The following is a 22206-nucleotide window of genomic DNA, read 5'->3' on the forward strand; positions in this document are numbered from 1 at the left end:
GGTGCAGCGTGCCCGCTGTGGGCATCTGTGGCGGGGGCGAGGAGTTCAGCGGTCCGCCGCAGTGCCCGGGGCGGGATTCGAACCCGCATGCTTCCAAAGGAGCCGAGGGGTTTAAGCCCTCTGCGTCTGCCAGTTCCGCCACCCGGGCCAGCCAGCATGAGCGCGCGGCGTCCATCATGGTCGCTCAGCTAGTGCGATGTCCACAAACGTTCGCGCGCTTGCGAACCTAAGATTTGCCCGCAGTTCCGGTGTTTTGCTTCGATGTCACCATGCACAGGTATGTGGACACACCACTAGCGAACAGCGACGTCCCTGACGCTCAGGCGGCCTCGTCCAGCGGGAACGACGTCACGGGATGGGCGCGTGCAACGAGGCCACTGCTGATCGCCCCGGCTTCCCGCCACAGTTCGTCGCGCACGGGTCCAGCGGCATCGGCACCCAGTTCGTTGCAGACCACAATGCCCTCAATCGCATCTGCGACCACCGCGCCGAACGGGCGCCCCTTCACACGCACCGCCACCACGCAGTCACCCGAAGGCATCCGCTGGATGGAACGGTCAAGCTCGTCGGAGCGGGGCGGACTCTGGAAGCTCGGAGCGCTCAGGCCGAGCGAGCGAGCAGCCAACCCCAGCGCTCGCACGGTCAGCACGAAGCGGCCGGAGGCATCGGGACCGAGGCGATTGCTGCCGCCTTTCGGCCGAGACGAGGCGCTGCCCGCTCGGTGCGGCCGACTGCGTGCGGGAGACGCGTCGACCAGTCGCAGCGCTGCGGGAGGTTGGGTGCGAGGTGTTGCTGGCATGTGCCCAGCATCACAAGGGGGTGTGACAGTCATGATGTTGGGTCCACTTGGGTTGGTCTGCGGCCGGACAACAATGAGCACACATGGCCGAGAGCGTTCCAAGGTTGCTGCCTGCCCAACAGGCGACGCTCGATGTCATTCGCATGCCCGCCTCCCAACGCCCCGTCTATCCACAGCGCTTCGCTGCCGATCTGCGCGACCGGGCCTCCGATACGCTCGCCCCGATGGTGGGCGCAGCACGCGCGCTCGACAGCCGAGGCCTGTGGGTGTCCAAGCGCGACCTGGCCGGGGTGTTCGGCTGCGAGGCGCGCTATCTCGCCGACAGCGACGCGCCCTTCGAGTGGTCGGTTCCCGCCGCCCGAGGCACCGTGCTGCACAAGGCCGTGGAACTGACCGCCCATCGACGCTTCACGCCTGCTGATGCAGTCGACGCTGCCGTCGAACGGCTGATTGACGACGACGCCAACCTTGGCGGCTTCCTGGCGGCGGCCACAGAGGGCGAACGAGCCGACCTCGTCGCCAACTGCGTGGCGCTGTTGACTCGGTTCGACGAGACCTTCCCGCCCATGCTGCGCTCGTGGCGCCCCGCCGCCGAGATCCGAGCCAGAGCGCAGCTCTGCGGCGGCGCCTTCGTGCTCAACGGCAAATACGACCTGGCCCTCGGCTCTCCGGCCCCGCTCGACGTGCCCGACGGCAACCAGAGGGCCGGCAAAGTGATCATCGACCTCAAGACCGGCTCCCGCTCCCCCACCGACCCCGAGGACCTGCGCTTCTACGCCCTAGTCGAGACGCTGTCGATCGGCGTGCCGCCGCTGGGCGTGGGTTCGTTCTACGTTGCGGAAGGCCGCATCGAACACGAAGCCGTCACAGCGGATGTGCTCGACAGCGCCCTGCGCCGCACGATCGACGGCATCGGCCGACTCATCGCACTCCGCCAAGGAATCCAGCGACCGCGCCGCGTTCCCGGGCCGCCCTGCCGCTGGTGCCCGATCAGTGCTGGCTGCGAACCCGGTCAGGCGTGGTTGTCCGACCCTGACGACTGAACGACACCGCCTCGGCGGGCTGCCCGCAGCCGTGCCGCCATCTCGTCGCGACGGGTGCTCCATTCCTCCAGCGTCAGGCCGAACCGTTCGTGGTCTTCCCACACGCCGGCAATCTGGATGTAGCTCTGCGCAATCCCCTCCGAACGCAGCCCGAGCTTGTCGACCACCCGCAGGCTGTTGGCGTTGCGGGGCATGATCGAGATCTGGACCCGATGCAAGCCAGCCTGCTCGAAGGCGAACTCGAAGACGGCCATCAGCCCTTCGGCAACCAGACCCTTGCCCGCCATCCGCACGTCGATCCAGTAGCCCACATGAGCGCTCTGGAATGCGCCCCGGGCCACATGAGAGATGTTGATCTCGCCGCAGAACCAGCCGTCATGCCACAGGCCGAAATCAAAGGCGGTGCCCAGCGACCGTTCCCGTTCACGCATCCGGCAGCGATTGGAGAACGCCTGCGGGTCACGAGACGGATCCGGCGCGCCGGCCGGAGGGCGGGGCTCCCACTTGGACAGCCAGACGCGGCATCGTTCGCGCACCTCGTTCCATTGGGCGAAGTCCGATGGCACGAGCGGGCGCAGCTCAAGCCGCTCGGTGCGCAGGCGACTCACGCCCCGCACAGTACTGGCGCGTCGCCGACGCTCACCGAGCGGCATCGTCGCCCCCCGGAGTTTCCCCCGTGGTCTGCGCCCGGCGCAGCTCCGCGTCTGAGCTGACCTGCGCTTCGCGGAACTCAGCCACGATGCCGTCAAGCAGGTCGCGCTCGCGCACCAGGCACTCGTCGATCCCCCAATGGCGCATGACCGCCACCAGAATGCAGCAGCCGCCCACGATCACCGGTGCACGGTCGGGGTGCAGGCCCGGGTTGTGCACACGGTCGGCCAGCCGCTCGGTGGCCAGCGTGCGGAAGACGTCCTCTGCCGCGGCCCTCGTGAGCACGAATCCGTCGATGACATCGGGATCGTAGGGGTCGAGACCGATCTCCACCGCGGCGACCGTGGTGATGGTGCCCGCGACGCCGACAAGCTGCGCCGCAGACGCGCCCCGGCCGATGACGGGATGCTCCCGGTCGATGTCGTCGAGGTACAAGCGGGCCACCGAGATGGCGGAGCTGAGTTCTTCGGGCTGGGGCGGATCGGAGGCCAGAAATCGTTCGGTCCAGCGCACCGAGCCCATGTCGACCGACACGGCCTCAGTCGGGCGCGCACCCGTGCCGGGCACCCCGTAGGCAAACTCGGTCGAGCCGCCGCCGATGTCAAGCACCAGCACGGCGGTGCTGGCGTTGCCGCCCAACCCTGTGGTCGCGCCCGCGAAGGCGTAGTTCGCCTCGCTGTCACCGTCGAGCAGCTCAATCTCGGTGTCGAGCGCTTCGCTGGCCCGTTGCAAGAATTCGCTGCCGTTTGCCGCATCCCGTGCAGCGCTGGTGGCCACGGCCCGGACGGCGCTCAGGGGAACCTGGTGATCCTCGATGACCGTGCGGTACTCCTTCAGCACATCGGCGACGCGGGCGATCGCGTCGCCGGCCAGCGAACCGCCCGCGTCGACGCCGCTCCCCAGCCGGGTGATTCGCAGCATGCGCAGGCCGAGTCCCTCCCCGTCGTCGATGAGCAGACGGGTGGAATTCGTGCCGCAGTCCACCACGGCGATCGGGCCGGACCCCATTGCCGTCGCAGCGCTCACGAAGCGCACCCCGGAACGCCCAACTCCGCCAAGACCCAGTCGCCCACCGGATCGCCGCCGCCGGCCAGCCGGTACGCCAAGTGCGCGTGCAGGCACTTCACGCCACGCGCCGTGCCGCCGACCCCGCCGGAGGGGCGGGGCCCGCTGTGCTGCGCTGGGATCAGCGCGTCACGCTCAGCGGCATAGCGGCGATGTGCCTCGGCCAGCTTCCCCGAGTCGACGGCAGATTCGGCCGCCTGTACGCCACCGTCACCTTCGAGTCGGGAGACCCGCCGGCGCAGGTCCGCGTCGACCAGCCAGTAGCGGGTCGGCATCGGGCGGCCATCGTCAAGCAGCGGTGCGTTGGCGATGACGACGGGACGCCCGTCGTCGTGCGCCACGGCCACCTCGAATGGGCACTGCGGCGGGCGTCCGAGCAATTCGGCGACGGCTTCCGTCTGGGCGGGCGTCAGGGTTGCGCCGGAAGCGCAACGGACAAGCACCGCCAGGACGGGTTCGCTTCTGGTGAACCTCAGCCTTGACGGCGGCGCCGACGCCTGCGCCGGTTGAGCAGGAAGAACGCCACGACGGCGACGGGTGCCAGGAGGCGCTTGAGCAACGGCCTGCCTGCCGTTCCGAGCAGATCCACTGGTTCGGGCTCGTCCATGACGACCGCGCGCCGACCCTTGTCGGAATCGGCGCCCGCCGTCTCCTCGGCCGACTCCGTCTCGGAGGGGTCGGCTTCAGCATCATCGGACTCACCGACCTCGGACAGCTTCTGCTCGAGTGAGTCCACGAACTGGCCGATGAGCTTCTCGGTCACGTCGGCCATCACGCCGCGGCCGAACTGCGCCACCTTGCCGGTCACCTTCAGATCTGTGGTGATCGACACGACGGTGCCGTCGCCGTCGGGGGTCATCTCGGCGATCACTTCAGCGGCAGCGTTGCCGGCTCCCCGTGAGTCGCGGCCGGTGGCCTCGAGCACGATGCGGCGATTGTCCTTGTCAAGCTCGACGAACTTTGCCGAGCCCTTGTACTGGGCGGTGATCGGGCCCACTTTGACCTTCACGCCGCCCTTGAACTCGTCGCCGTCGATCTCAGTGAGCTGCGCGCCCGGCATGCACGGTGCGATGAACTCGACATCGGTCAGCGTGCTCCACGCCTGCTCGGTTGGCATGCCGACACGGAATTCGTTCTTCAGCTCCATCGGCGCAGATCCTCCATGGTGTCGATGTCGTCGGGTCGTCCTTCGCAGGCTACCGGCACCACGATTTCCGGCGTCCGGCGCATAAGAGACCGGGCGCCTTCATCGCCGCCGCTCGGCAGCAGCAGCCATACCGGCCGGGCCAGGCGAACCGGGTTGCCCCGGCGGCCGCCATAGGTGGCCACGGCGACGGGGCCGTCACTGGCCGCAACTGCCCGCCACGCCTGCGGTGTCACGAACGGCTGGTCGGCGAGGCCCACGACGATCGCATCGTGGCCCGCTGCTGCAGCCCACGATGCGGCGCACCGCACCGACGACGCAATCCCCGATTGCCAGCGCTCGTTGGCAATCACGGCAATGTCGCCACCCGAGGGGTCCAGCACCGCGGAGAGATCCACGGCGCCAGTCACCACGGCGATCGCGTCCAACGACGCTTCCCGCAACGAGTCAAGCGAATGGCTCACCACGCTGCGGCCGTCGATCGTGGCCAGCAGCTTGTGCTGCGGACCTGCGAACCGGACCCCGGACCCCGCAGCCAGCAGCACACCCGCCGTGGTCATCGCGCACTCACTCAGTACGAGCGTGGCAGGCCCAGCACCTTGTTGGACACGAAGTTCATGACCATCTCCTGGCTCACCGGGGCGATCTTCATGAGCCGGGCCTCGCGCCAGTAGCGCTCCACGTCGTATTCCTTGGCGTAGCCGAAGCCGCCGTGGGTCTGCATGGCCCGGTCCGCGCAGTCGAATGCCGCTTCCGACGCCAGGTACTTGGCCAGATTGGCCTGCTCGCCGCAGTTCAATCCGTTGTCGTAACGCCATGAGGCGTCGCGCACCACCAATTCGGCAGCGTGCAGCCGGGCATGGCTGTCGGCCAGCGGGAACGCAACCCCTTGGTTCTGACCGATCGGGCGGCCGAAGATGATCCGGCTCTTCGCATATTCGACCGCCCGGCTCAGCGCCACCCGCCCGATCCCCAAGGCCTCGCCGGCTATGAGAATCCGCTCGGGATTGAGGCCGTCGAGGATGTACCGGAAGCCCTCGCCTTCCTCGCCGACCCGACGGCTGACCGGCACCCGCAGCCCGTCGTAGCGCACCTCGCACGACACCACCGCATTGCGGCCCGCCTTCGGGATCGGGGTGATGTCGACCGCGGGATCCTGCAGGTCCACCAGCAGCAGGGTCATGCCCTGGGTGGGGCCGTCGCACTCCTCCTTGGGCGTGGTGCGCACCAGCAGCAGGCAGACATCGCAGAACGGCGCCTTGGTGGTCCACACCTTGGCGCCGCGGATCACGTACTCGTCGCCGTCACGGGTAGCCCGAGTGCGGATGGAGGTGGTGTCGGTGCCCGCATCGGGCTCAGTCACGCCGAACGCGGTGTGCAGCGATCCGTCGGCCACGCCCGGCAGGATCTCCTTGGCGAGCGCCTCCGAGCCGTACTTGCGCACCGGCTCCATGCCGAAGATCGACAGGTGCAGCGCCGAGCAGCCGTTCATGGCGGCGCCGCTCGCCGCCACCTCCTCGAGCACGATCGACGCCTCAGTGATGCCCTGGCCGCCGCCGCCGTACTCGGTAGGAATGGCGATGCCGACCCAACCGCCATCGGCCATGGCGTTGTAGAAGTCCCAAGGGAACTCATGCTGCTCGTCGCGTTCACGCCAGTACTCGTCGGGAAAATCTGCGCAGACGCGCCGCACGCCCTCGCGGATCGCCTCATGGTCCTCGTCGGTCGTGAACTCCATCGTGCCGACGCTACCCACTGCTGACAACGCAGTTCCGTCGTGGCATGCAACGCGAGCTGGCATTCGACCCGATTGCCCAGGCACTCGTCAATTTTGTCGCCATCGGCAACACCTACTGGCTGCAGGGCTTGCGTGCCAACGCGAGGCTTGCAGCACTGCGACTCGCTGCATGTACCGCGGCCTATCGGCCGTGCCAGCCGATTCGATGGGAGTCAAGCTCATGGTTCCTTCCTTTCGGTTGGCGCGGTGCGTGCAGCGATCACACCTTGTCTCCCGGCCTCCCGGCCTCCCGGCAGGAGGGAACCGCCATGCCGACAGGAGCGGATCGCCCCAGCGTTGACGCATGGCGTCACGACCCGACAGCCCTAGGAGGGTGGTCGGAAAGTCGGTGGGTTTCCGCGTGTGGGGGGTGGGCGCGCGGGACAATGCGGGGGTGCGCGGTTCGGTTGACGGTCAGGGTTCGTTTTTCGGTGTCGGGGTGATGGTCGGGGATCTGCTGGATTCGGAGGGGTTTTTGGCGGCGTTGGGGCAGGCTCGTGGCGAGTTGTTCTGTGACGCCGATTTTGGTGCTTTGTATGTGTCGGGGCGCGGACGGCCGTCGCATCCGCCGTCGGTGGTGGCGTCGTTGCTGTTGTGTCAGTTGTTTTATGGGGTGTGGGACCGCGAGGCTGAGCGGCGTTCGCGGTTCGACATGTCGTGGAAGGCGGCGTTGGGGCTGTCTTTGGAGCATCCGGGGGATCCCCCATGCGGTGCTGGCGGAGTTCCGGGCGCGGCTGGTGCGCGCGGGGATGGAGAGCTTTTGGGGGGACCGGGTCAAGATCGCGGCGAAGCGTGCGGGGGTGATCGGGCATCGCCGCACGGTGGACTCCGCGGGCATCGAGGATTGCGTGCTGACCCAGGACACCGTGACTTTGATCCGTTCCCAGGTCCGCCGCTGCGTCGGGGTGCTGGGGGCGCTCGACGCCGCCGCGGCGGGCGAGGCGGCGGGTTCGCTGTCGCGCGGCGATTACGACAGGGCGGCCAAGCCGCGGATCAACTGGTCTGATCCGGGGGCGCGGGCCGCTTTGGCGGCGGAGCTGTTCGGTGACGCTGAGACGGTCGTGGGGTTCCGCGCCCGTTTCGAGGACCCCGAGCTCACAGCGGCGGCGGAGCTGCTCAGGGTCGTGGCGGGCCAGGACATCGAGACCGCCGCCGGCGCCGAAACCCCCCAGACAGCCCGCGAAGCGGCCCCCGGCCGGGTGATCTCGACGGCCGATCCCGACGCGCGGCGCGGGCATCGTTCCCGCTGGGACAGCTACGACGGCTGCAAGCTGCGCACCGCCGCCGGCGCCGACTCCGACATGATCACCTCCGCCGCGGCGACACAGGCGACCGCCCACGACGCCACGGTCCCGGGGGACCTCATCGACGCCGATCCCGTAACCTGGACCTCGCCGACCGCCTCGGCGTCATCGGCTGACACACACCCCGCCCAGCCCCACACCGCCAACCGCCCAACACCGCCACCAACCCCACAACCGCGCCAACCCGACCACAAAACACGCCCCACACCCCAATAACCGACCACCCTCCTAGGAGGCTGGTCGGAAAGCCGCTGTTTCGGCGTTTGTCAGATGCAAACCCGCAGGTCAGGGACTTGCTGTGTCGGCAAGATCCCCTTTTCCGACCAGCCTCCTAGGCGACTGCTGACGGAGTAACAGACTTCCAACGCCGACTCAGCGGAGCGGATCACGCGGCGATGAGGCCGGCGACCGGGCGTGAGGGCTGGCGATCGGTGACGCGCTCGAGGAAGGCTCGGGCGTCGTCGGGGCGATCAGCCTTGACATAGGCGGCGAGCAGCGTGTTGGTCATCAGGTCGCGCTGAGCGCGGCTGCCGCCGATGCGGACAACCTGCGGGATCAGCGGCTCCAGCACCTCGATGGCCTCGGCCCAGCGTTCGCTCTCGAAGGCTTCGTAGGCCTGGGCCAGATCTGCCGCGGTCGTCTCCGCGGGCAGCCGGCCGGCTTCGCCAAGCTCGGCCAGATCGGCAATGCACGCCTGCAGTTGTTCGGATTCTCCGAGTGCGGCGTAGATGAGGCCCGCATGCGCATCGACAAACACGATGGGGCGGCGGAAGCGTTCTTCGTAGAACTCCCTCACCGTTTCCCAGGCCACCAGGTCGCGCGGGTTCCCCGCCAGCTCGTCACGCCACAGGAACGACGTGGCATCGGTGACCACGTTGATGGGCGGGCTGGTGGTGGCGCCGGGAAGGCAGTTCTCGCTGAAGGCCTGGCGTGCGTCGTCGTTCCGCCCCGCGGTCATGAGCATCAGCGCGTAGTGCCACCAGATGTGGCAGTGGAGCAGGCTCGCCCGGTCTGAGGCGGGCATCCAGCCGTCGAGGTAGTCGAGGGCTTCGTCGTCTGCGCCGGCTTCGAACAGCGCGTGCACCAGCGTGTGGGCGCCGTGCGGGTTGGTGGGTCGTTGAGCGAGGGCGCGCTCTGCTAGCTGCCGGCCCCGATCCCACTGACCGATCTCGATCAGCGCGAAGGCGTGCACGGTCAGAAACCACCAGTCGTCGCCGTAGTGAGTCGCGAGCGGTTCGAGGAAGTCGAGCAGTTCGGGTTCCCTGCCGATGCGACCGCTGAAGCCGATGGATCCGAACACCCCGGTCGCGGGCATCAGCACGAACGCGTCGCGCGGGTAGTCGTCGAGGTGCTGGCGGGTCAGCTCGAGCGAGGCGGGCACCTTGCCGGTGACGAGCAGATTGATGATCTCGACGTGCTGCTGCTCGCGTACGGTTGTCTTCTCGCTGAGAGCTACGGCAGTTTCCGCAGCCGCTCGTGCTTCAGGCACCTGGGCGTAGAGCTGCAGGTGCCGGGCTTTCGCGGCATGGGCGAGGGCGAAGTCCGGGTCGGCCGCGATCGCGGCGCCCAGCGCTTCGTCGACGCCTCCGTCGGCGGCGAGCATCCGGTCGATCGCGTCGACGTAGGCGTCCCGTGCGTCCGCTGACGACGTGCTGAGTTCGAGTCCGTAGCGATCCTTCACCCCTGCAGTTCCTTCGTTGTGGTGTGGCGCGGTCAGTCTTGCGATGAACAGCCCAAAACTTGTCCAGTGTGCTCAGCGAGGCGAGGCCACTCTCGCGCCGTTGTGCGGCGCGAGTTCAACCTCGCCATCCGCGCTGGTGCGGTGTTGGGTCTCGGCGTCAGGGGCGGCACCGTCGGCGGGCCGGGAGTGCAGTCTGAGATAGCCGTCCCTGGTCTGGGGCGTCCTCATGCCGAGCAGACTGCCGGCGAGCTGGGTTCTCAGGATCTGTGCGGTGCCGCCGCCGATCGTGAACATCCGGACATCCCGGTACATGCGCTCGATCGGCTCCTGGTCGCCGAAGCCGCGGGCGCCGAAGAGCTGCAGGGCGTCGCTGACCACCCCGATCGCCATCTCTGACGCGAAGAGCTTGGCCCGCGCCGCCATCGTCATGTCGGGGAACTCGCTGCCGCCGGGGCCTCGCGACCGCGCCGCCTCATGCAACAGCAGGCGGGCCGCATGGACGTTGGTGTCCATATCGGCCAGCATCCATTGCAGGCCTTGGAACTCGGCAATCGGGCGACCGAACTGCTGCCGTTCTTGGAGGTACCGCATGGCGTGTTCGAGGGCGCCCGCTGCCACGCCCAAGGCGATGGTGCCGGCGCCGACGCGTTGGCTGTTGTAGGCGTTCATCAAGTCGGCGAATCCGCGCCGGAACCCCGACGGCGGGACAAGCACGAATGCGTCGTCCACCTCGAGATCGGTGAAGCGAAGCTCGGCTTCGGGCATGCCGCACAGGCCCATCGTGCGTTCCCGCCGAACCACCTCGAAGCCGGGCGGGAACTCGTCCTTCGACGGATCGCAGACGACGATGAAACCGCCGATGCCCTGGGGAGACCCCTGCTCGTCCAGGACTCGGGCGAAGATCAAATGGACCCTGGAGATGCCGCCGCCGGTGATCCAGTGCTTCGTACCGTTGAGGACATAGCCCGAGCGCGTTCTGCGGGCGGTGGTGGCCATCTCGGTGGCGGCGCTTCCGGCGTCCGGCTCGGTGATGCAGATCGCCGGCTTGTCCCCGGCCAGCACGAGCGGGGCGCAGAGCTGTTTCTGCTCGTCGGTGCCGTAGGCCATGATCGCGCTGATCGCGCCCATGTTCGATTCCACGACGATGCGGGCCGACAGGGTGCACGCCTTGGCGATCTCCTCGATGACGAGCACCGCCTCGTAGAAGGACGTCCCTGCGCCTCCGAGCGATTCGGGAATCGTCATGCCGGTCAGCCCGGCGTCGGACAGCTCGCGCACGTTCTCCCAGCAGTACTCCCGGTTGGTGTCCCAGCGGGCCGCCCGCGGCGCGAAGCGCGCAGCCAACTCTCGTGCCGTTTCGCGGAACCGCTCAGCGGACGCGTCCATGGCTGCCCTCCCGTCAGAAACTGAGGCTAATCATGCCGCGGTCGTCAGGTTTCGGCAGATGCCGCCTGCGAGGCTTGAGTGCTGGCGGCAGCGCCGCTCAGACCGCAGCGAGCGACCAGACGAGGGGCAGGCCCGAGGAGAGTTCGGTCCACTGGGCATTGTCAGAAACCCGCCATACCTCGCCGATGTCGGTTCCCACGAGAACGCCGCCGACATGGTCCGGGCCGGGGACGAGGCCATGAAAGTTGACCGGTGACGGCGAATGGGTCTCGTCGCAGAGCGACCGCCAGGACTGGCCCTGGTCGTCAGATCGGTACAGAGCTGCACAGGCCCCGCCTGGGTCCTTGTAGTGCGAGAAGGCGGTAGGGGCGCTGGCAACGGTGACGCTGTAGGGATCGCCGCGGTCGGTGCTGCGGGCCACGCCGCCCACTTCGACGCCGACCCAGATGCGGTCGGGGTCGGCTTCGTCGATGACGAGGGCACGGGCACGTCCCGGTTGGGGAGGCTCAATGGGCACGCACCAGCGTTCCGCTTCGGGCAAGGCAGCAAGCGCCTCGATCTCATGCCACGAAGCGCCGCAGTCGTCACTGCGGAACAGTGCGGCAGGCTCGGTGCTGGCATACAGCCCGCCGTCACTGGCGGCGCGTATCTGCCACATCTCTCGCCCGGCGAGTTGCGGTCCCGACTAGGTGCACCCGCCGTCGTCGCTGATGAACAGGCCGGCGGCCGATCCCGCGAACACGCGGCCGTCGATGCAGGCAAGGTCGCGAACATGCCGGGCTTCGAGCGTGTGAATGGCCCCGGCATCGCTGATGGCGAAGACGCCCTTGGTGGTTCCCGCGGGCAGTTGGCCGGTCATGGGTTCACCCTAGATCGCAGCCTCGCGGGGGTCTTCCAGGGCGATGGTCCAGCCGGGGCCGAGATCGGTGTCGAAACGGTGCTGGAACATCCCCACGAGCATGTCGGCCGGCAGGATGCACTCCGCGCAGGCTTCATCGGGAATGTGGAGGCGGAGCGTGATGTGCCGCCCGGCGACGGAGGCAGTGAGGTCGGCACGATCCGCGCGCAGGACAGCGGCCAGTTCTTCAACGACGTCGTCGAGCGCGGAAGCAGTCGCCGGCGATCCTGATGCACCGGTACCGGCCGCATCGCTATTGCTGGACGGTTGAGTGTTGGCGGCCGTGAGCAGGCCGAGCACTGTCGGGGTTACTGCATCGGCGACTGCCATGGCCTCTGCCGCCGTCAGGCTGCCGATGGGGTGCGGCACCGTGGCGAACGGGTAGTCGGCGAAGCCCCCGAGCTCGGCAATCGCCATGCCGGTCGCAGCAAACGGTTCGGTCAGGATCGCCGCGGCGGGCACACCCAGCGCTTCGAAGTGCACGGCGTCGAGCACACTGCTCGACGAGCAGCTGCCTCAGTCGCCGATGGCCGCGATGATCGCCGTGACGTCCGGCGCCAACGCCGCCACCTCCTCGGGAGCAGCAGGCAGGTTCGCCGTCGGCTTCACCAGCAGCACGGCGTCGCGAGCGCCGTGGTGATCGATCAGGTTCTGGGCGACCCGGCCCAGGATTCGGGGAGCGTGTGTCTTGCCGTTGCTGACGAGCCCGACCACGGTGCCTTCGAGCGACGCTGGCCGCTGTGCCGGGCGGCTGGCGTCGCCAGCGACCGACAGCGTGGGATCGACCAGGGTGACCGTCATGGCGTGAGTATCTCCTGGGTGATGAGCGGCACGCTGCGGTCCCGGCTCCAGGTGGGAAAGAACGACGAGTGACCGCCCGCGTCGCCGCCGCCCACCATGATCGCGATGTCGTCGGGGCAGGTGCCGCGGGGCACCGTGATGTGCTCGTCGCCCGGCTGCACTTCAGGGTCGGTCTCCATCCACTGGGTGGGATGAAAGCCGGTGACGTTCCCGGCAGCTTCGACCTTGCCGCCTCGCTTCACGTCGGCGTAGGTCCTGGCGGCGTGGGTGAACAGGTACTCCTGGACCTGTACCCGGCTCCAGCCCGCCGCCCCGATCTTGCGGGCGTGCTCGGGTGCGACCACGATGAGCGAGCGCCCGGAGCTGAGCGAGCCGAATGCCGCCATCGTGTCGGCAAAGGTGCCGAGGAGGCCCTCAGGGTCGGGCGAGGCGTGGTTCAGCACGTTGTGGCCCGATTCGGCGGCCATCACGGTGACGGTGCTCTGAGTCGGCGAGTAGCCGAGCGACACGTGGTACGGCTCCCACGGACTGGTGGCCTCGTCCTCCCCGAAGCACATGGCGTACTTGCCGGCCCAGCCCTGGGTGCTCTTGTCGAGCTTGCCGGGGATGGCCGCAAGGCAGTTCCGCAGCACCAGCCGCACCGAGCGGCCGATGGTGGCGTTGGCCCGGAAGCCCGGGCCGAACAGGTTCTCCTTGTAGTGGATGCCGATCTGGTCACGGATCGGCCCGTTGACCGCGATGAGCACGGCCGCCCCGCCAGTGCTCGCCGACACGGCGTGCAGCTCGAAGGAAGGGGTGCCGATGGCGGCAAGCACTGCGCCGACGACCGGGAAGTACTCAGGCCGGCACCCGGCCATCACGGCGTTGGCAGCGGCCTTGCGAGCGGTTACCTCGAGGCCGCGCGCCGGCTCAGCCAGCAGTACGTCATCGGCATCCCACACGCCGCCGGACACCATGGCGTTCACCAGCGGCTCGGTCGGCGGCACCACCGGCAGACCGTCGGTCCAGCCGGCCTCGTAGCACGCCTCGATGGCCTGCCACGGATCGCTCAGCTCCACGTCACGATCTGCGGTCATCGCGATCGAGTGCCTCTGATGCGGACCGGTGGGCGCAGCGACATATGGTCGGCCTCAACCGCGGTTCCGGCGCCGGCGCGGCCGTCGGCGCACCAAGCGTTCGTCGAGGGCTGTCTTGGGGTTGAGGACCACTTCGACCGAAGGCGGCGCTTCCTCACCGGCGAGCACAGCGACCATCTTGGCGGTGTGCTCCGGTGTGCTGCCACAGCAGCTGCCGATCACGTCGACGCCCGATATGTGGGCGCGGTGTGCATGCACGGCCAGCAGTTCGGGGGTGCCGTCGTACACCAACGCGTCCTCGCGCCAGACAGGCACTCCGGCGTTCGGCTTCGACACGGTGAGCGTGCCGCTGCCGGCGTTGGCAATGGCGATGACCGCCGCCTCGGTGTCGGGCACGTTGTTGCCGCAGTTGGCGCCGATGGCCGCGAGCTGCAGCGCCCCCAGGCGGTCGACCATCTCCCTGCCGGTGACGCCCATCATCGTGCGGCCGGCGGTGTCGAAGCTCATGGTGGCGGCGATCGGCAAGTCGCACACCGAGCGTGCACCACGAACTGCAGCCTCGATCTCGTCGAGGGCGCTCATCGTCTCGATCCACAGCAGATCAACGCCACCCGCCGCCAACCCAGCGGCCTGCTCGGCGAATGCGGCTTCGCACGCACCCGCCTTCATGGTGCCGAGGGGCTCAAGCAGCTCGCCGGTGGGCCCCATGGAGCCGGCTACGAGCACCTGTCGCTCTGACCGCTGCATCTCTGCGTCGGCCTCGAGCCGGCCGATGTGCGCGGCGGCCCGGTTCAGCTCGTCCACCCGCCCTTCGAAGCCGTGCAAGCTCTGCCGGAAGCAGTTGCCGCCGAAGCTGTTGGTCACGATCAGGTCTGCACCAGCCTGCAGGTATCCCCGGTGGACGGCCCGCACCTCGTCGGGGTGGCTGAGATTCCATTCCTCCGGCGACCACCCTGCCGACAGCCCAGCCGCGAACAGCTGCGTGCCCATGGCGCCGTCGGCCACGACGTACCCCTTGGACATCACCAGCGCGATCAGTGTCGTTGTCATTGGTCAGCGCATCCTCTCACTGTGCAAGCATTTCGCAAAGCGAATCAGGGAGTTGACCATGGACGAGGTGACATACAACGTCGACGGTCATGTGGCGACGATCACGCTGAACCGGCCCGACAAGCTCAACGCGATGACCGACGAGATGTATCACGGCATCGGCGAAGCGCTGCTCGCGTCCGACGCCGACACCGCGGTGCGATGCACGATCGTCACGGGAACCGGGCGAGCGTTCACCTCTGGTCACGATCTTGGCGAGTTCGCCGACCGGGAGGCTTGGATGCCGTGGCGTCCCGACCGGTTCGACATCGGGTTGGAGACCGCCAAGCCCACGATCGCTGCCATCCAGGGTTACTGCCTGGCCGGTGGGCTGGAACTGGCGCTGTTCTGCGACATCCGGGTGTGCGACGACACCGCCCAATTCGGCTGCCCGGAGGTTCGCTGGGCGATCCTGCACGGCTACGGCGCTCTGCGGCTGCCGGGCCTCATCGGCTCGTCCGATGCAATGCGGCTGCTGCTCACCGGGTCATTCATCGACGCCGCCGAGGCGCTGCGCATCGGGCTCGTCAGCGAGATGGCCGCCCCGGCCGACTTGCAGGCAACCGCCCGCGGCATCGCCGATCAGATCGCCGCGAACGGCCCCGCCGCTATCCGCATGACCAAGGAGATGGCCTTGCGCGGCCGTGAGATGTCACTGGCCGACGGCCTGCGGCTCTACCAGGAATACACCCGGGCCGCGTTCGCCTCCGCCGACGCGAAGGAAGGCCTGCGCGCCTTCGCCGAGCGCCGCGACCCCACGTACGGCGCCTGAGCCACGCCGGTCAGGCCATGGTGAGGCCGCCGCTGACCGACAGCGTCTGGCCGGTGATGTAGCCGGCTTCCTCGCTGCACAGGAACACCACAGCTGCCGCCACCTCATGCGGCTGACCGATCCGCTTCATCGGCACTGCCCGGGCCATGGCCCCGATGATCTTGTCGCTCGTGTCGGTGGCCGCGGCGATCTCTTCCAGCAGAGGGGTGTCCGTCGGGCCTGGGCAGACCACGTTTGCGGTGATGCCGCGGCGCGCCACCTCGCGGGCGATGGTCTTGGTGAAAGCGATGACGCCGCCCTTGGCGCCGGCGTACACGGCTTCGCCCGAGGAACCCACCCGGCCGGCATCGGATCCGATGTTGCAGATGCGTCCCCAACCCGCCTCGATCATGGCAGGCAGGCATCCGTGCGTCAGCCGCAGTGGGCCCTTGTAGTTGATCTCGATGACGCGGTTCCAGAAATCCTCGTCGGTGGCGCCGAACGGCTTCAGCACGTCCCAGCCCGCGCAGTTCACCAAGATCTCGACCGGGCCCAGTTCATCGGCGACCGTCAGCAGGCCCTGCGCCACCGAGTCAGAGTCAGCCACATCCATCTCGACGGCCATCGCTGCGTCTGATGTGCCGCCGCTGTCGCCTTCGGTGTTGATCAGAGCAGCCGTCTCGGTGGCTTCGGGGACACGCAGGTCGGCGACGGCCACGCGGCGTCCGGCCCGTGCCAGGCCCAGGCAGATCTCGCGGCCGATGCCCCTGCCGCCGCCGGTCACCAGCGCCACCCGGTCTGCACTGCCGTTGTCGCTCATCTCGCCTCCTGCCGTCCAGGGCTCCGGTGCTGGTCTGCTCAGGAGCGCGTGGCCTGCGCCACGTCGCCCCACTTGTGGACCATGTCGGGGTCCTTGCGGATCTGTTCTTCCGCCAGGTACATCACGACCCGGGCGGCCGTGCCGTCGTAGCGATCCCGGAGCCGATCGGCCATCTCGTTCCACGGGGCGACCAGAGCGAAGTGGTCCAGCATGTCGTCAGTGATGCAATCGGCCATGCCGGCGATGTCGCCCGCGGCCATGTGCTCACGCAGTGCGGAGGTCACCCCCTCGTACCCCAGGTCGGTGAACTGGAACGAGTAGTTCGGCGTGGTGCCGTAGAAGGCGATCTGCGTCTTGGCCCGCTGGACCAGTGGCGCCAGCTCATCGGGGGAGTCGCCCGGGGCAGCGAACACCGGCACGATCAGGTCGATCTCGTCGACGTCGCGGCCCGCCCGCTCGGCGCCTCGGGCCACCTCGGGCAGCAGCCGCTCGCGGATGTAGTGCATCGTGTGCATCGGGTGGACATGCACACCGTCGGCAACCTCGCCGGCCACGCCGTTCATGACCGGGCCCACAGAGGAGATGTCGACCTTGATGTCGCCGTAGTCGTGGTTGCGCGGCGTCCACTGGGCCGGCAGCAGGCTGAGATTGAAGAACTCGCCCTCGTGGCTGAGCTTCTCCTCCCGGCGGAAAGCGCGCAGGCACGCCTTCACTGCCTCGGTGTAGTCGCGCATGCGCGCCGCCGGCCGGTCGAACTCAGATGAATAGCGCCGCACGATGTGGCCCTTCACTTGGCTGCCGAGCCCCAGTCGGAAGCGGCCCTTCGTCTCGCCGGCGAGTTCCCACGCGATCTGGGCCGACACCATCGGGCTGCGGGGAAAGGCCACCGCTATGCCGGTGGTGAAGGTCAGGCTGGGCGCTGCCATGGCGGCCGCAGCGAGCTGCATCCACGGCACCTGCCCAGTCTCGGTGTAGAGCATCCCGGAGAAGCCGGCACCTTCGACCTTGCGGGCCAGGTCGGCTGCATCGTTCCAGCTCGACGAACCAGTCATGAGGTCGAATTCCACGGCGGACTCCTTCGGGTGGGGCGCGAACTCGCTCAACGTAGCTCCGCTCTGCCCCAATCGCCGTGCCGCCGTTGCTCTGAGTGCCCGCCGCGTACAGCGATAGGGTGGCTCTGCGCCATCGGAAGGGCGGCGCTGAGCCCCTTCCCTCCATTCGGTCCATTTCGAAACGGAGGACAACGATGGGGCCGAACGAGACTGAGCTGCTGGTACTGCTGCACCGTCTGAGAGAAACAATCGGAGAACAGGAGGCAGCGTCGCTCATGAATTCGCTGCCGCCGTACGAATGGCCGGAAGTCGCCACAAAGTCCGATCTGGCTGCAGTTGAACAACGGATCTTGGGAGCGCTCGACGCGCGCATCGCACAGCAGACCCGGACGCTGATGCTGGCAATGACAGGCTTCGCGCTGAGTATCTGGCTGGCTCTGTTGGTTCCTGTTCTCGTCGCCTGACGACACCATTGACATACGCTGCCGCCATGGCCGCGACCCCAACCTACGAGTGGCTCATGTTGGGCGATGGGGTCGATCGGGCGGTACGCATGTGGGGGGAACGCCCCGCGGTGATCTTCGGCGACTGGTACTGGACCTGCGCTGACTTCGCTTTCGAGGTTGACCGTGTTGCCAAGGGGCTGATGGCGCTGGGCGCGCAGCGCGGTGACCACGCGGCGGTGTGGATGACCAACCTGTCCGAGTGGCTGTGGCTGTTGACCTGTGAAGTTCAGCTACAGCGTTCTCGCGTCTGAGCTTCCGCGATAAGAACATCAACACGCGCTGCCACGGTGGCATCGTCGTCGTGTTCCACACCGGCATCATGGGCTGCGGCATGTTCTGCCAGAACGTCGCTGAGCGCAAGTTCTGCTGAAGCCTGTATGGCCGCCGCGCGGGCGCAACCATCTGACAGTGACAGCGGACCTCCAGACGAGGCGCAGCCAGCTAGCAACAATGCGGACAGTGCCGTGCCATACAGGGTCGGCAGCCCGCGACGAGACTTCTCAGCAGTCAGAGCGGTTGAGAGTGTCAAGTTGTGTCTGTAGGTTGCTCGCCGAGCGACTGGAGCGGAAACCGCTCTCGTCCGCGACGTTCCCACCACAGGCCGGCGACACCAGCCCCCAGTACGGGAATTGCAAACACGGCAACCCGCAGAGCAGCAGTCTCAACAAAGATCACTCCTGCCGCTGTGAGTGTCCCGAGAAGCGTTGCTAGCGCAAGCGCCGCAACGAACTCGCGTTTGCTTCGCATGCCGCGGGACGGGTTGTTGACGCCCTCGTGGATGATGCGCATCAGTCGGGATTCTATTGGCTCAGGAGAGCAGCGCACCGAGATATTCAGACTGGCGAGAAGTGCGCGCCCGATGTGCCTGGAGCGCTGTTCGTCCGGGGCTACACGGTGATGGAGGAGTACTGGCGCCGCCCCGAGGCCACTGCCGAGGTGCTCGGCGACGACGGCTGGCTCGACACCGGCGACATCGCCCGCGTGCGACCCGACGGCCACGTTGTCTTCATCGGCCGTCACAAGGACATGCTCAAGGTAGGCGGCGAGAACGTCTCCCCCGCCGAGGTCGAGGGCTACCTGCTCGAGGTAGACGGCGTCGAGCAGATCGCCGTGGTCGGCTACCCCGACCCCCGTCTCGTAGAGGTCCCGGTGGCCTTTGTCCAGCTCACGCCCGCAGCCTCAGCCGACATCACCGAGGAGTCGCTCATCGAACGCTGCCGGGGCCGCATCGCCAGCTTCAAGATCCCCCGCCACGTGATCTTCGTCAAAGAGATGCCGGCTACGCCTTCAGGCAAGATCCGCAAAGTAGAACTCAGAGACTGGGCCCTCCAAGACCTCGGCGACCCCACCCACGCCTAGCGCGGCCAAGGCAAAGACCCAGCGAACCGAGGGCCGGATCGAGGTGCCGCCTCCGCGCGCAGTTATGAAGCGCCCTTGGCACATCCAGATTGCGCACGAAGCGCTTCATCTGTTTGAAGCACGGAGGCGGCACCTCGGCCCGGCCCGGTCGCTCAACCCTGCGCGGCACCTGTTTGAAGCACGGAGACCATGCCTCTGTTCGCCTCGTGCTCAGCGGCTAGTGCCGTGTCAAGCAACCTTCGCTGTGGCGGGGATCGCTGGAGGGCCTGCTCGCAGGCGAAGCGACGGCGCCGGCAACCGCGCAAACGTTTGCTGACACGGCACTAGGGGCCAGAGAAGGCCATCGCAGGCTGACGAGGGCCGTCCAGCGCGTGATCGTCGGCGAAGCCCATCGCTCGCTCTGACTCGCGGTTGCGAACTTCGGAGCGTGCCACAACGTGGTGATGCACCTCGTCAGGCCCATCAGCCAGCCGCAGCGTGCGCTGTGCATGCCACATGTCCGCCAGCGGGTACCACTGTGAGACGCCGGCGGCGCCGTGCATCTGGATGGCCTCGTTGATGATGTCGCAGCACTTCTCGGGCACCATCGCCTTGACCGCGCTGACCCAGACCCGAGCCTCGGCATTGCCGAGGGTGTCCATGGCCTTGGCGGCCCGCAGCACCATCAGCCGCATCGCTTCCACCTCGATGCGTGACCGCGAGACGATCTCCATGTTCTTGCCGAGGTTGATGAGCTTCTTGCCGAAGCCTTCCCGGCTCACGCCCCGGTCGACCATCATCTCGATGGCTTTCTCGGCGGATCCGATCGACCGCATGCAGTGATGGATGCGACCCGGGCCCAGCCGCAGCTGAGAGATTTCGAAGCCGCGGCCTTCGCCGAGCAGGATGTTGTCCTTGGGCACGCGCACGTCGTCGAACACGATGTGCATGTGTCCATGCGGCGCATCGTCGGCGCCGAACACGTGCATCGGGCCGAGGATGTTGACGCCGGGGGCGTCAATCGGCACGAGTATCTGCGACTGCTGCTTGTAGGTGTCCGCGTCGGGGTTGGTGCGGACCATGGTGATCATGATCTTGCAGCGGGGATCGCCAGCCCCCGAGATATAGAACTTCTCGCCGTTGATCAGCCACTCGTCGCCGTCGAGCACGGCGTTGGTCTGCACCTGCTTGGCGTCCGAGCTCATCACGGCGGGTTCGGTCATCGCGTAGGCCGAGCGGATCTTGCCTTCGAGCAGCGGCTCGAGCCATTGCGCCTTCTGCTCCGGTGTGCCGACGCGTTCGAGGACTTCCATGTTGCCGGTGTCGGGTGCCGAGCAGTTCAGGCACTCCGAGGCCAGCCGGTTCTTGCCCAGCTCGTTCGCGATGTAGGCGTAGTCCAGATTGCTGAGACCCTCGCCGGTGTCCGCGTCGGGCAGGAAGAAGTTCCACAGGCCCAGCTCGCGCGCCTTGGCCTTGGCACCGTCGAGCAGCTCGAGCTGCCCGGGCGCCCAATGCCAGCGGTCCTCGCGGTTCTCGCCCATCCGGTGGAATTCCTCGGTGATGGGGTCGACCTCATCGCGGATGAACGCCTTGACTGCCTCGTACAGCGGCTCGACCTCGGTGGACATCCGAAGATCGAAATCGTCCATGCTCGCGGACTTCAATGCTCCGCCAACCACAGCTGCTCCCCTCGAGTGCTCGCCAGCCGCTGGCCTGCCGCTGACGCAGTGAACACTATCGAAGCAGGCGTGGGCAGCTCCCGGCCGGGCCTCATTGCCCGATCGCCCATCCCTCAGCGGAGCTGAGCGCGCCGGTACCTTCGAAGGCCATGCTGCAATGTGTCCGAGGCATGTGCACCGAGATGGCCATCGCCGGGCTGGGGTACGACATCACCGGGGCGAGGGCGTGGCTGTACGACCTCGATCCCGCGACGGTTGCCGGGACGACCCGCAGCCGGAACGTGGTGGTCCCGCTCTGCAGAGTGCATGCGGACCGCATCACGGTGCCGGTTGGGTGGGAGTTCGAGGATCGACGGATGCCAGCGCCAGATCCGGTTGCACCGCCGCCAAGCGAGCCTCCAGCGCCGTTGTTCGAGTCCCGCTCGCGTCCCGAGCCCTCCGAGTCCTCCGAGTCCCCGCAGGCCGTCGAGTCCGAACCGGCTCCGCCGTCACTGCTCGAGCGCGCATTCCGGGCAGCACCGGCCCGCTCGCAGTAACTCGCGGCAATCCGACCAACCTGCTAGAGCAGGCTCGCGCCCCGAGTTGCGGTCAGCACGAGTCGCCCCTCGTGATTCAGGCTCGCCCGGTAGCGGATTCCCTCCGCATCGGCGAGCACCAGATTGTTGCCCTCGCTGGCCACCCGCAGCTCGATGCCGAGCTCGCGGCTCATCTCAACTCGGCTGGCCTCAAGCGCAGCGCGCATCCGGTTGCGACGCTGGGCCTCATAGAGGTCCATGTCGTACTCGACGAAATCGCCCGGCTCGGTCCCGCTCGGCCGCACAGCCAAACAATGGCACAAGCACCTGAGTTCCAACGGCGGCACGGGCGGGCGGCGGTCATGGTTCCGGCCAAGGCGGATCTTGAGCCGCTGACATGCCAGGACAGGCCGCGATTCACCCCAGGCAATTTACGGACATACCACTAGGCACGCGCCGTTAGCGTGATTGCGTGAGCCTGTGGCTGGCTGTACCGCTGTCGCTGGTGTTCATCTACATCGTGTACCGGCTCGGCCTGCGGTTGATGGCCACGTTCTCGAGGCCGATCCCGCCGCCTCCCCCGCCGGGGGAGCTGCGTCGGGTCCGGCTCACCTACCGGTGCAGCCTGTGCGGCACCGAGATGCGCATGACGCGTGCCCCGGTGCAGCACCCGACGCCTCCCCGCTGTTGCAGCGAGGACATGGATCTCATCGTGAATGCCGACGAGTAGGCGCCGGCCGCCGAATCGAGTGCTGATTCCCACAGGTTTTCCACATGCTGGGTAAATTGCATCCATGTCATTCGCATGCGGGCTGCACGGCAGCCCCTTTG

At 67.6% G+C, this 22206-nt stretch carries 26 protein-coding genes, 1 tRNA gene and 1 pseudogene; 9 read left to right on the forward strand and 19 right to left on the reverse strand.

Annotation, left to right across the window (positions count from 1 at the left end; all coding sequences use genetic code 11):
* Window positions 1-62 precede the first annotated feature (62 nt).
* Window positions 63-148: transfer RNA gene (locus ACOGXQ_RS10925), tRNA-Leu, on the reverse strand.
* A gap of 171 nt (window positions 149-319) precedes the next feature.
* Window positions 320-799, reverse strand: coding sequence for a hypothetical protein (locus tag ACOGXQ_RS10930; protein WP_419943707.1), 480 nt, complete (start codon window positions 797-799; stop codon window positions 320-322).
* Window positions 800-882: 83 nt separating this feature from the next.
* Between ACOGXQ_RS10930 and ACOGXQ_RS10935 the strand changes: the two genes are divergently transcribed.
* A complete protein-coding gene (locus ACOGXQ_RS10935) occupies window positions 883-1842 on the forward strand; it encodes a PD-(D/E)XK nuclease family protein (RefSeq protein WP_419943708.1) in 960 nt (319 codons plus the stop codon).
* Here the strand turns inward: ACOGXQ_RS10935 and ACOGXQ_RS10940 are convergent.
* The 6 genes from ACOGXQ_RS10940 to ACOGXQ_RS10965 all read right to left on the reverse strand — a co-directional run bounded on the left by ACOGXQ_RS10940 (window position 1812) and on the right by ACOGXQ_RS10965 (window position 6440).
* A complete protein-coding gene (locus ACOGXQ_RS10940; protein ID WP_419943709.1) occupies window positions 1812-2450 on the reverse strand; it encodes a GNAT family N-acetyltransferase in 639 nt (212 codons plus the stop codon). The two genes, ACOGXQ_RS10935 and ACOGXQ_RS10940, sit on opposite strands and share 31 nt — an antisense overlap.
* 31 nt (window positions 2451-2481) lie before the next feature.
* Window positions 2482-3519 carry an exopolyphosphatase gene (locus ACOGXQ_RS10945; RefSeq protein ID WP_419943710.1) on the reverse strand — a complete coding sequence of 346 codons (1038 nt, stop codon included), beginning with the start codon at window positions 3517-3519 and terminating at the stop codon, window positions 2482-2484.
* Window positions 3516-3899 (reverse strand): DUF501 domain-containing protein, encoded by a 384-nt coding sequence (locus ACOGXQ_RS10950; RefSeq protein ID WP_419943711.1) that lies wholly within the window; start codon window positions 3897-3899, stop codon window positions 3516-3518. The genes ACOGXQ_RS10945 and ACOGXQ_RS10950 overlap by 4 nt, the downstream gene beginning before the upstream one ends.
* 131 nt (window positions 3900-4030) lie before the next feature.
* Complete coding sequence (locus ACOGXQ_RS10955; protein WP_419943712.1) at window positions 4031-4705, reverse strand: SRPBCC family protein; 675 nt, start codon at window positions 4703-4705, stop codon at window positions 4031-4033.
* A complete protein-coding gene (locus tag ACOGXQ_RS10960) occupies window positions 4696-5262 on the reverse strand; it encodes a nucleotidyltransferase family protein (protein WP_419943713.1) in 567 nt (188 codons plus the stop codon). The genes ACOGXQ_RS10955 and ACOGXQ_RS10960 overlap by 10 nt, the downstream gene beginning before the upstream one ends.
* Before the next feature lie 11 nt (window positions 5263-5273).
* Window positions 5274-6440 carry an acyl-CoA dehydrogenase family protein gene (locus ACOGXQ_RS10965; RefSeq protein WP_419943714.1) on the reverse strand — a complete coding sequence of 389 codons (1167 nt, stop codon included), beginning with the start codon at window positions 6438-6440 and terminating at the stop codon, window positions 5274-5276.
* 481 nt (window positions 6441-6921) lie between these two features.
* On the opposite strand from ACOGXQ_RS10965, the pseudogene ACOGXQ_RS10970 reads away from it, so the two are divergent.
* Window positions 6922-7110: pseudogene (locus ACOGXQ_RS10970) on the forward strand (IS5/IS1182 family transposase); the annotation flags it as partial.
* 79 nt (window positions 7111-7189) lie between these two features.
* Window positions 7190-7999, forward strand: coding sequence for a hypothetical protein (locus tag ACOGXQ_RS10975; RefSeq protein ID WP_419947449.1), 810 nt, complete (start codon window positions 7190-7192; stop codon window positions 7997-7999).
* A gap of 169 nt (window positions 8000-8168) precedes the next feature.
* Here the strand turns inward: ACOGXQ_RS10975 and ACOGXQ_RS10980 are convergent, their stop codons facing one another.
* From ACOGXQ_RS10980 to bmt, 7 genes are all read right to left on the reverse strand, one after another.
* On the reverse strand, window positions 8169-9464 hold the full coding sequence (locus tag ACOGXQ_RS10980; protein ID WP_419943715.1) for a tetratricopeptide repeat protein: 1296 nt from the start codon (window positions 9462-9464) through the stop codon (window positions 8169-8171).
* Between the two features lie 72 nt (window positions 9465-9536).
* Window positions 9537-10850, reverse strand: coding sequence for a 3-sulfinopropanoyl-CoA desulfinase (acdA, locus tag ACOGXQ_RS10985; RefSeq protein ID WP_419943716.1), 1314 nt, complete (start codon window positions 10848-10850; stop codon window positions 9537-9539).
* A gap of 97 nt (window positions 10851-10947) precedes the next feature.
* A complete protein-coding gene (locus ACOGXQ_RS10990) occupies window positions 10948-11508 on the reverse strand; it encodes a WD40/YVTN/BNR-like repeat-containing protein (protein WP_419943717.1) in 561 nt (186 codons plus the stop codon).
* A gap of 27 nt (window positions 11509-11535) precedes the next feature.
* Window positions 11536-11709, reverse strand: a complete 174-nt coding sequence (locus tag ACOGXQ_RS10995; RefSeq protein ID WP_419943718.1) for a hypothetical protein — start codon at window positions 11707-11709, stop codon at window positions 11536-11538.
* 9 nt (window positions 11710-11718) lie between these two features.
* Window positions 11719-12549, reverse strand: a complete 831-nt coding sequence (locus ACOGXQ_RS11000; protein ID WP_419943719.1) for a UGSC family (seleno)protein — start codon at window positions 12547-12549, stop codon at window positions 11719-11721.
* Window positions 12546-13625 carry a hypothetical protein gene (locus tag ACOGXQ_RS11005; RefSeq protein WP_419943720.1) on the reverse strand — a complete coding sequence of 360 codons (1080 nt, stop codon included), beginning with the start codon at window positions 13623-13625 and terminating at the stop codon, window positions 12546-12548. Before ACOGXQ_RS11005 ends, ACOGXQ_RS11000 begins: the two co-directional genes overlap by 4 nt.
* Window positions 13626-13679: 54 nt before the next feature.
* Window positions 13680-14675 (reverse strand): betaine--homocysteine S-methyltransferase, encoded by a 996-nt coding sequence (bmt, locus tag ACOGXQ_RS11010; protein ID WP_419943721.1) that lies wholly within the window; start codon window positions 14673-14675, stop codon window positions 13680-13682.
* Between the two features lie 58 nt (window positions 14676-14733).
* On the opposite strand from bmt, the gene ACOGXQ_RS11015 reads away from it, so the two are divergent.
* Window positions 14734-15486: an enoyl-CoA hydratase/isomerase family protein gene (locus ACOGXQ_RS11015; protein ID WP_419943722.1), complete on the forward strand. Its 753-nt coding sequence runs from the start codon at window positions 14734-14736 to the stop codon at window positions 15484-15486.
* Window positions 15487-15496: 10 nt separating this feature from the next.
* Here the strand turns inward: ACOGXQ_RS11015 and ACOGXQ_RS11020 are convergent, their stop codons facing one another.
* Together ACOGXQ_RS11020 and ACOGXQ_RS11025 are read right to left on the reverse strand one after the other, a co-directional pair.
* Window positions 15497-16285, reverse strand: coding sequence for an SDR family NAD(P)-dependent oxidoreductase (locus ACOGXQ_RS11020; RefSeq protein WP_419943723.1), 789 nt, complete (start codon window positions 16283-16285; stop codon window positions 15497-15499).
* A gap of 38 nt (window positions 16286-16323) precedes the next feature.
* Window positions 16324-17388, reverse strand: a complete 1065-nt coding sequence (locus tag ACOGXQ_RS11025; protein WP_419943724.1) for a TIGR03617 family F420-dependent LLM class oxidoreductase — start codon at window positions 17386-17388, stop codon at window positions 16324-16326.
* Between the two features lie 143 nt (window positions 17389-17531).
* Here ACOGXQ_RS11025 and ACOGXQ_RS11030 point away from each other — a divergent pair, with 143 nt between their 5' ends.
* The 3 genes from ACOGXQ_RS11030 to ACOGXQ_RS11040 all read left to right on the forward strand — a co-directional run bounded on the left by ACOGXQ_RS11030 (window position 17532) and on the right by ACOGXQ_RS11040 (window position 19202).
* Window positions 17532-17801, forward strand: coding sequence for a hypothetical protein (locus ACOGXQ_RS11030; protein WP_419943725.1), 270 nt, complete (start codon window positions 17532-17534; stop codon window positions 17799-17801).
* A 26-nt stretch (window positions 17802-17827) separates the two neighbouring features.
* Window positions 17828-18094, forward strand: coding sequence for an AMP-binding protein (locus tag ACOGXQ_RS11035; RefSeq protein WP_419943726.1), 267 nt, complete (start codon window positions 17828-17830; stop codon window positions 18092-18094).
* Between the two features lie 523 nt (window positions 18095-18617).
* Window positions 18618-19202, forward strand: a complete 585-nt coding sequence (locus tag ACOGXQ_RS11040) for a class I adenylate-forming enzyme family protein (RefSeq protein WP_419943727.1) — start codon at window positions 18618-18620, stop codon at window positions 19200-19202.
* Window positions 19203-19525: 323 nt separating this feature from the next.
* On the opposite strand, the gene ACOGXQ_RS11045 is transcribed toward ACOGXQ_RS11040, so the two are convergent.
* Complete coding sequence (locus tag ACOGXQ_RS11045) at window positions 19526-20830, reverse strand: acyl-CoA dehydrogenase family protein (RefSeq protein WP_419943728.1); 1305 nt, start codon at window positions 20828-20830, stop codon at window positions 19526-19528.
* Between the two features lie 179 nt (window positions 20831-21009).
* Here ACOGXQ_RS11045 and ACOGXQ_RS11050 point away from each other — a divergent pair, with 179 nt between their 5' ends.
* A complete protein-coding gene (locus tag ACOGXQ_RS11050) occupies window positions 21010-21396 on the forward strand; it encodes a DUF3499 family protein (protein ID WP_419943729.1) in 387 nt (128 codons plus the stop codon).
* A gap of 23 nt (window positions 21397-21419) precedes the next feature.
* Here ACOGXQ_RS11050 and ACOGXQ_RS11055 read toward each other — a convergent pair whose 3' ends face one another.
* The gene (locus ACOGXQ_RS11055; protein ID WP_419943730.1) at window positions 21420-21680 is read right to left on the reverse strand and encodes a hypothetical protein; all 261 of its coding nucleotides are present in this window, start codon (window positions 21678-21680) and stop codon (window positions 21420-21422) included.
* Between the two features lie 167 nt (window positions 21681-21847).
* Between ACOGXQ_RS11055 and ACOGXQ_RS11060 the strand changes: the two genes are divergently transcribed.
* On the forward strand, window positions 21848-22105 hold the full coding sequence (locus ACOGXQ_RS11060) for a hypothetical protein (RefSeq protein WP_419943731.1): 258 nt from the start codon (window positions 21848-21850) through the stop codon (window positions 22103-22105).
* Window positions 22106-22206: the final 101 nt, after the last annotated feature.

Source organism: Candidatus Poriferisodalis sp. (assembly GCF_965208485.1).
Taxonomy (GTDB): domain Bacteria; phylum Actinomycetota; class Acidimicrobiia; order Acidimicrobiales; family Poriferisodalaceae; genus Poriferisodalis.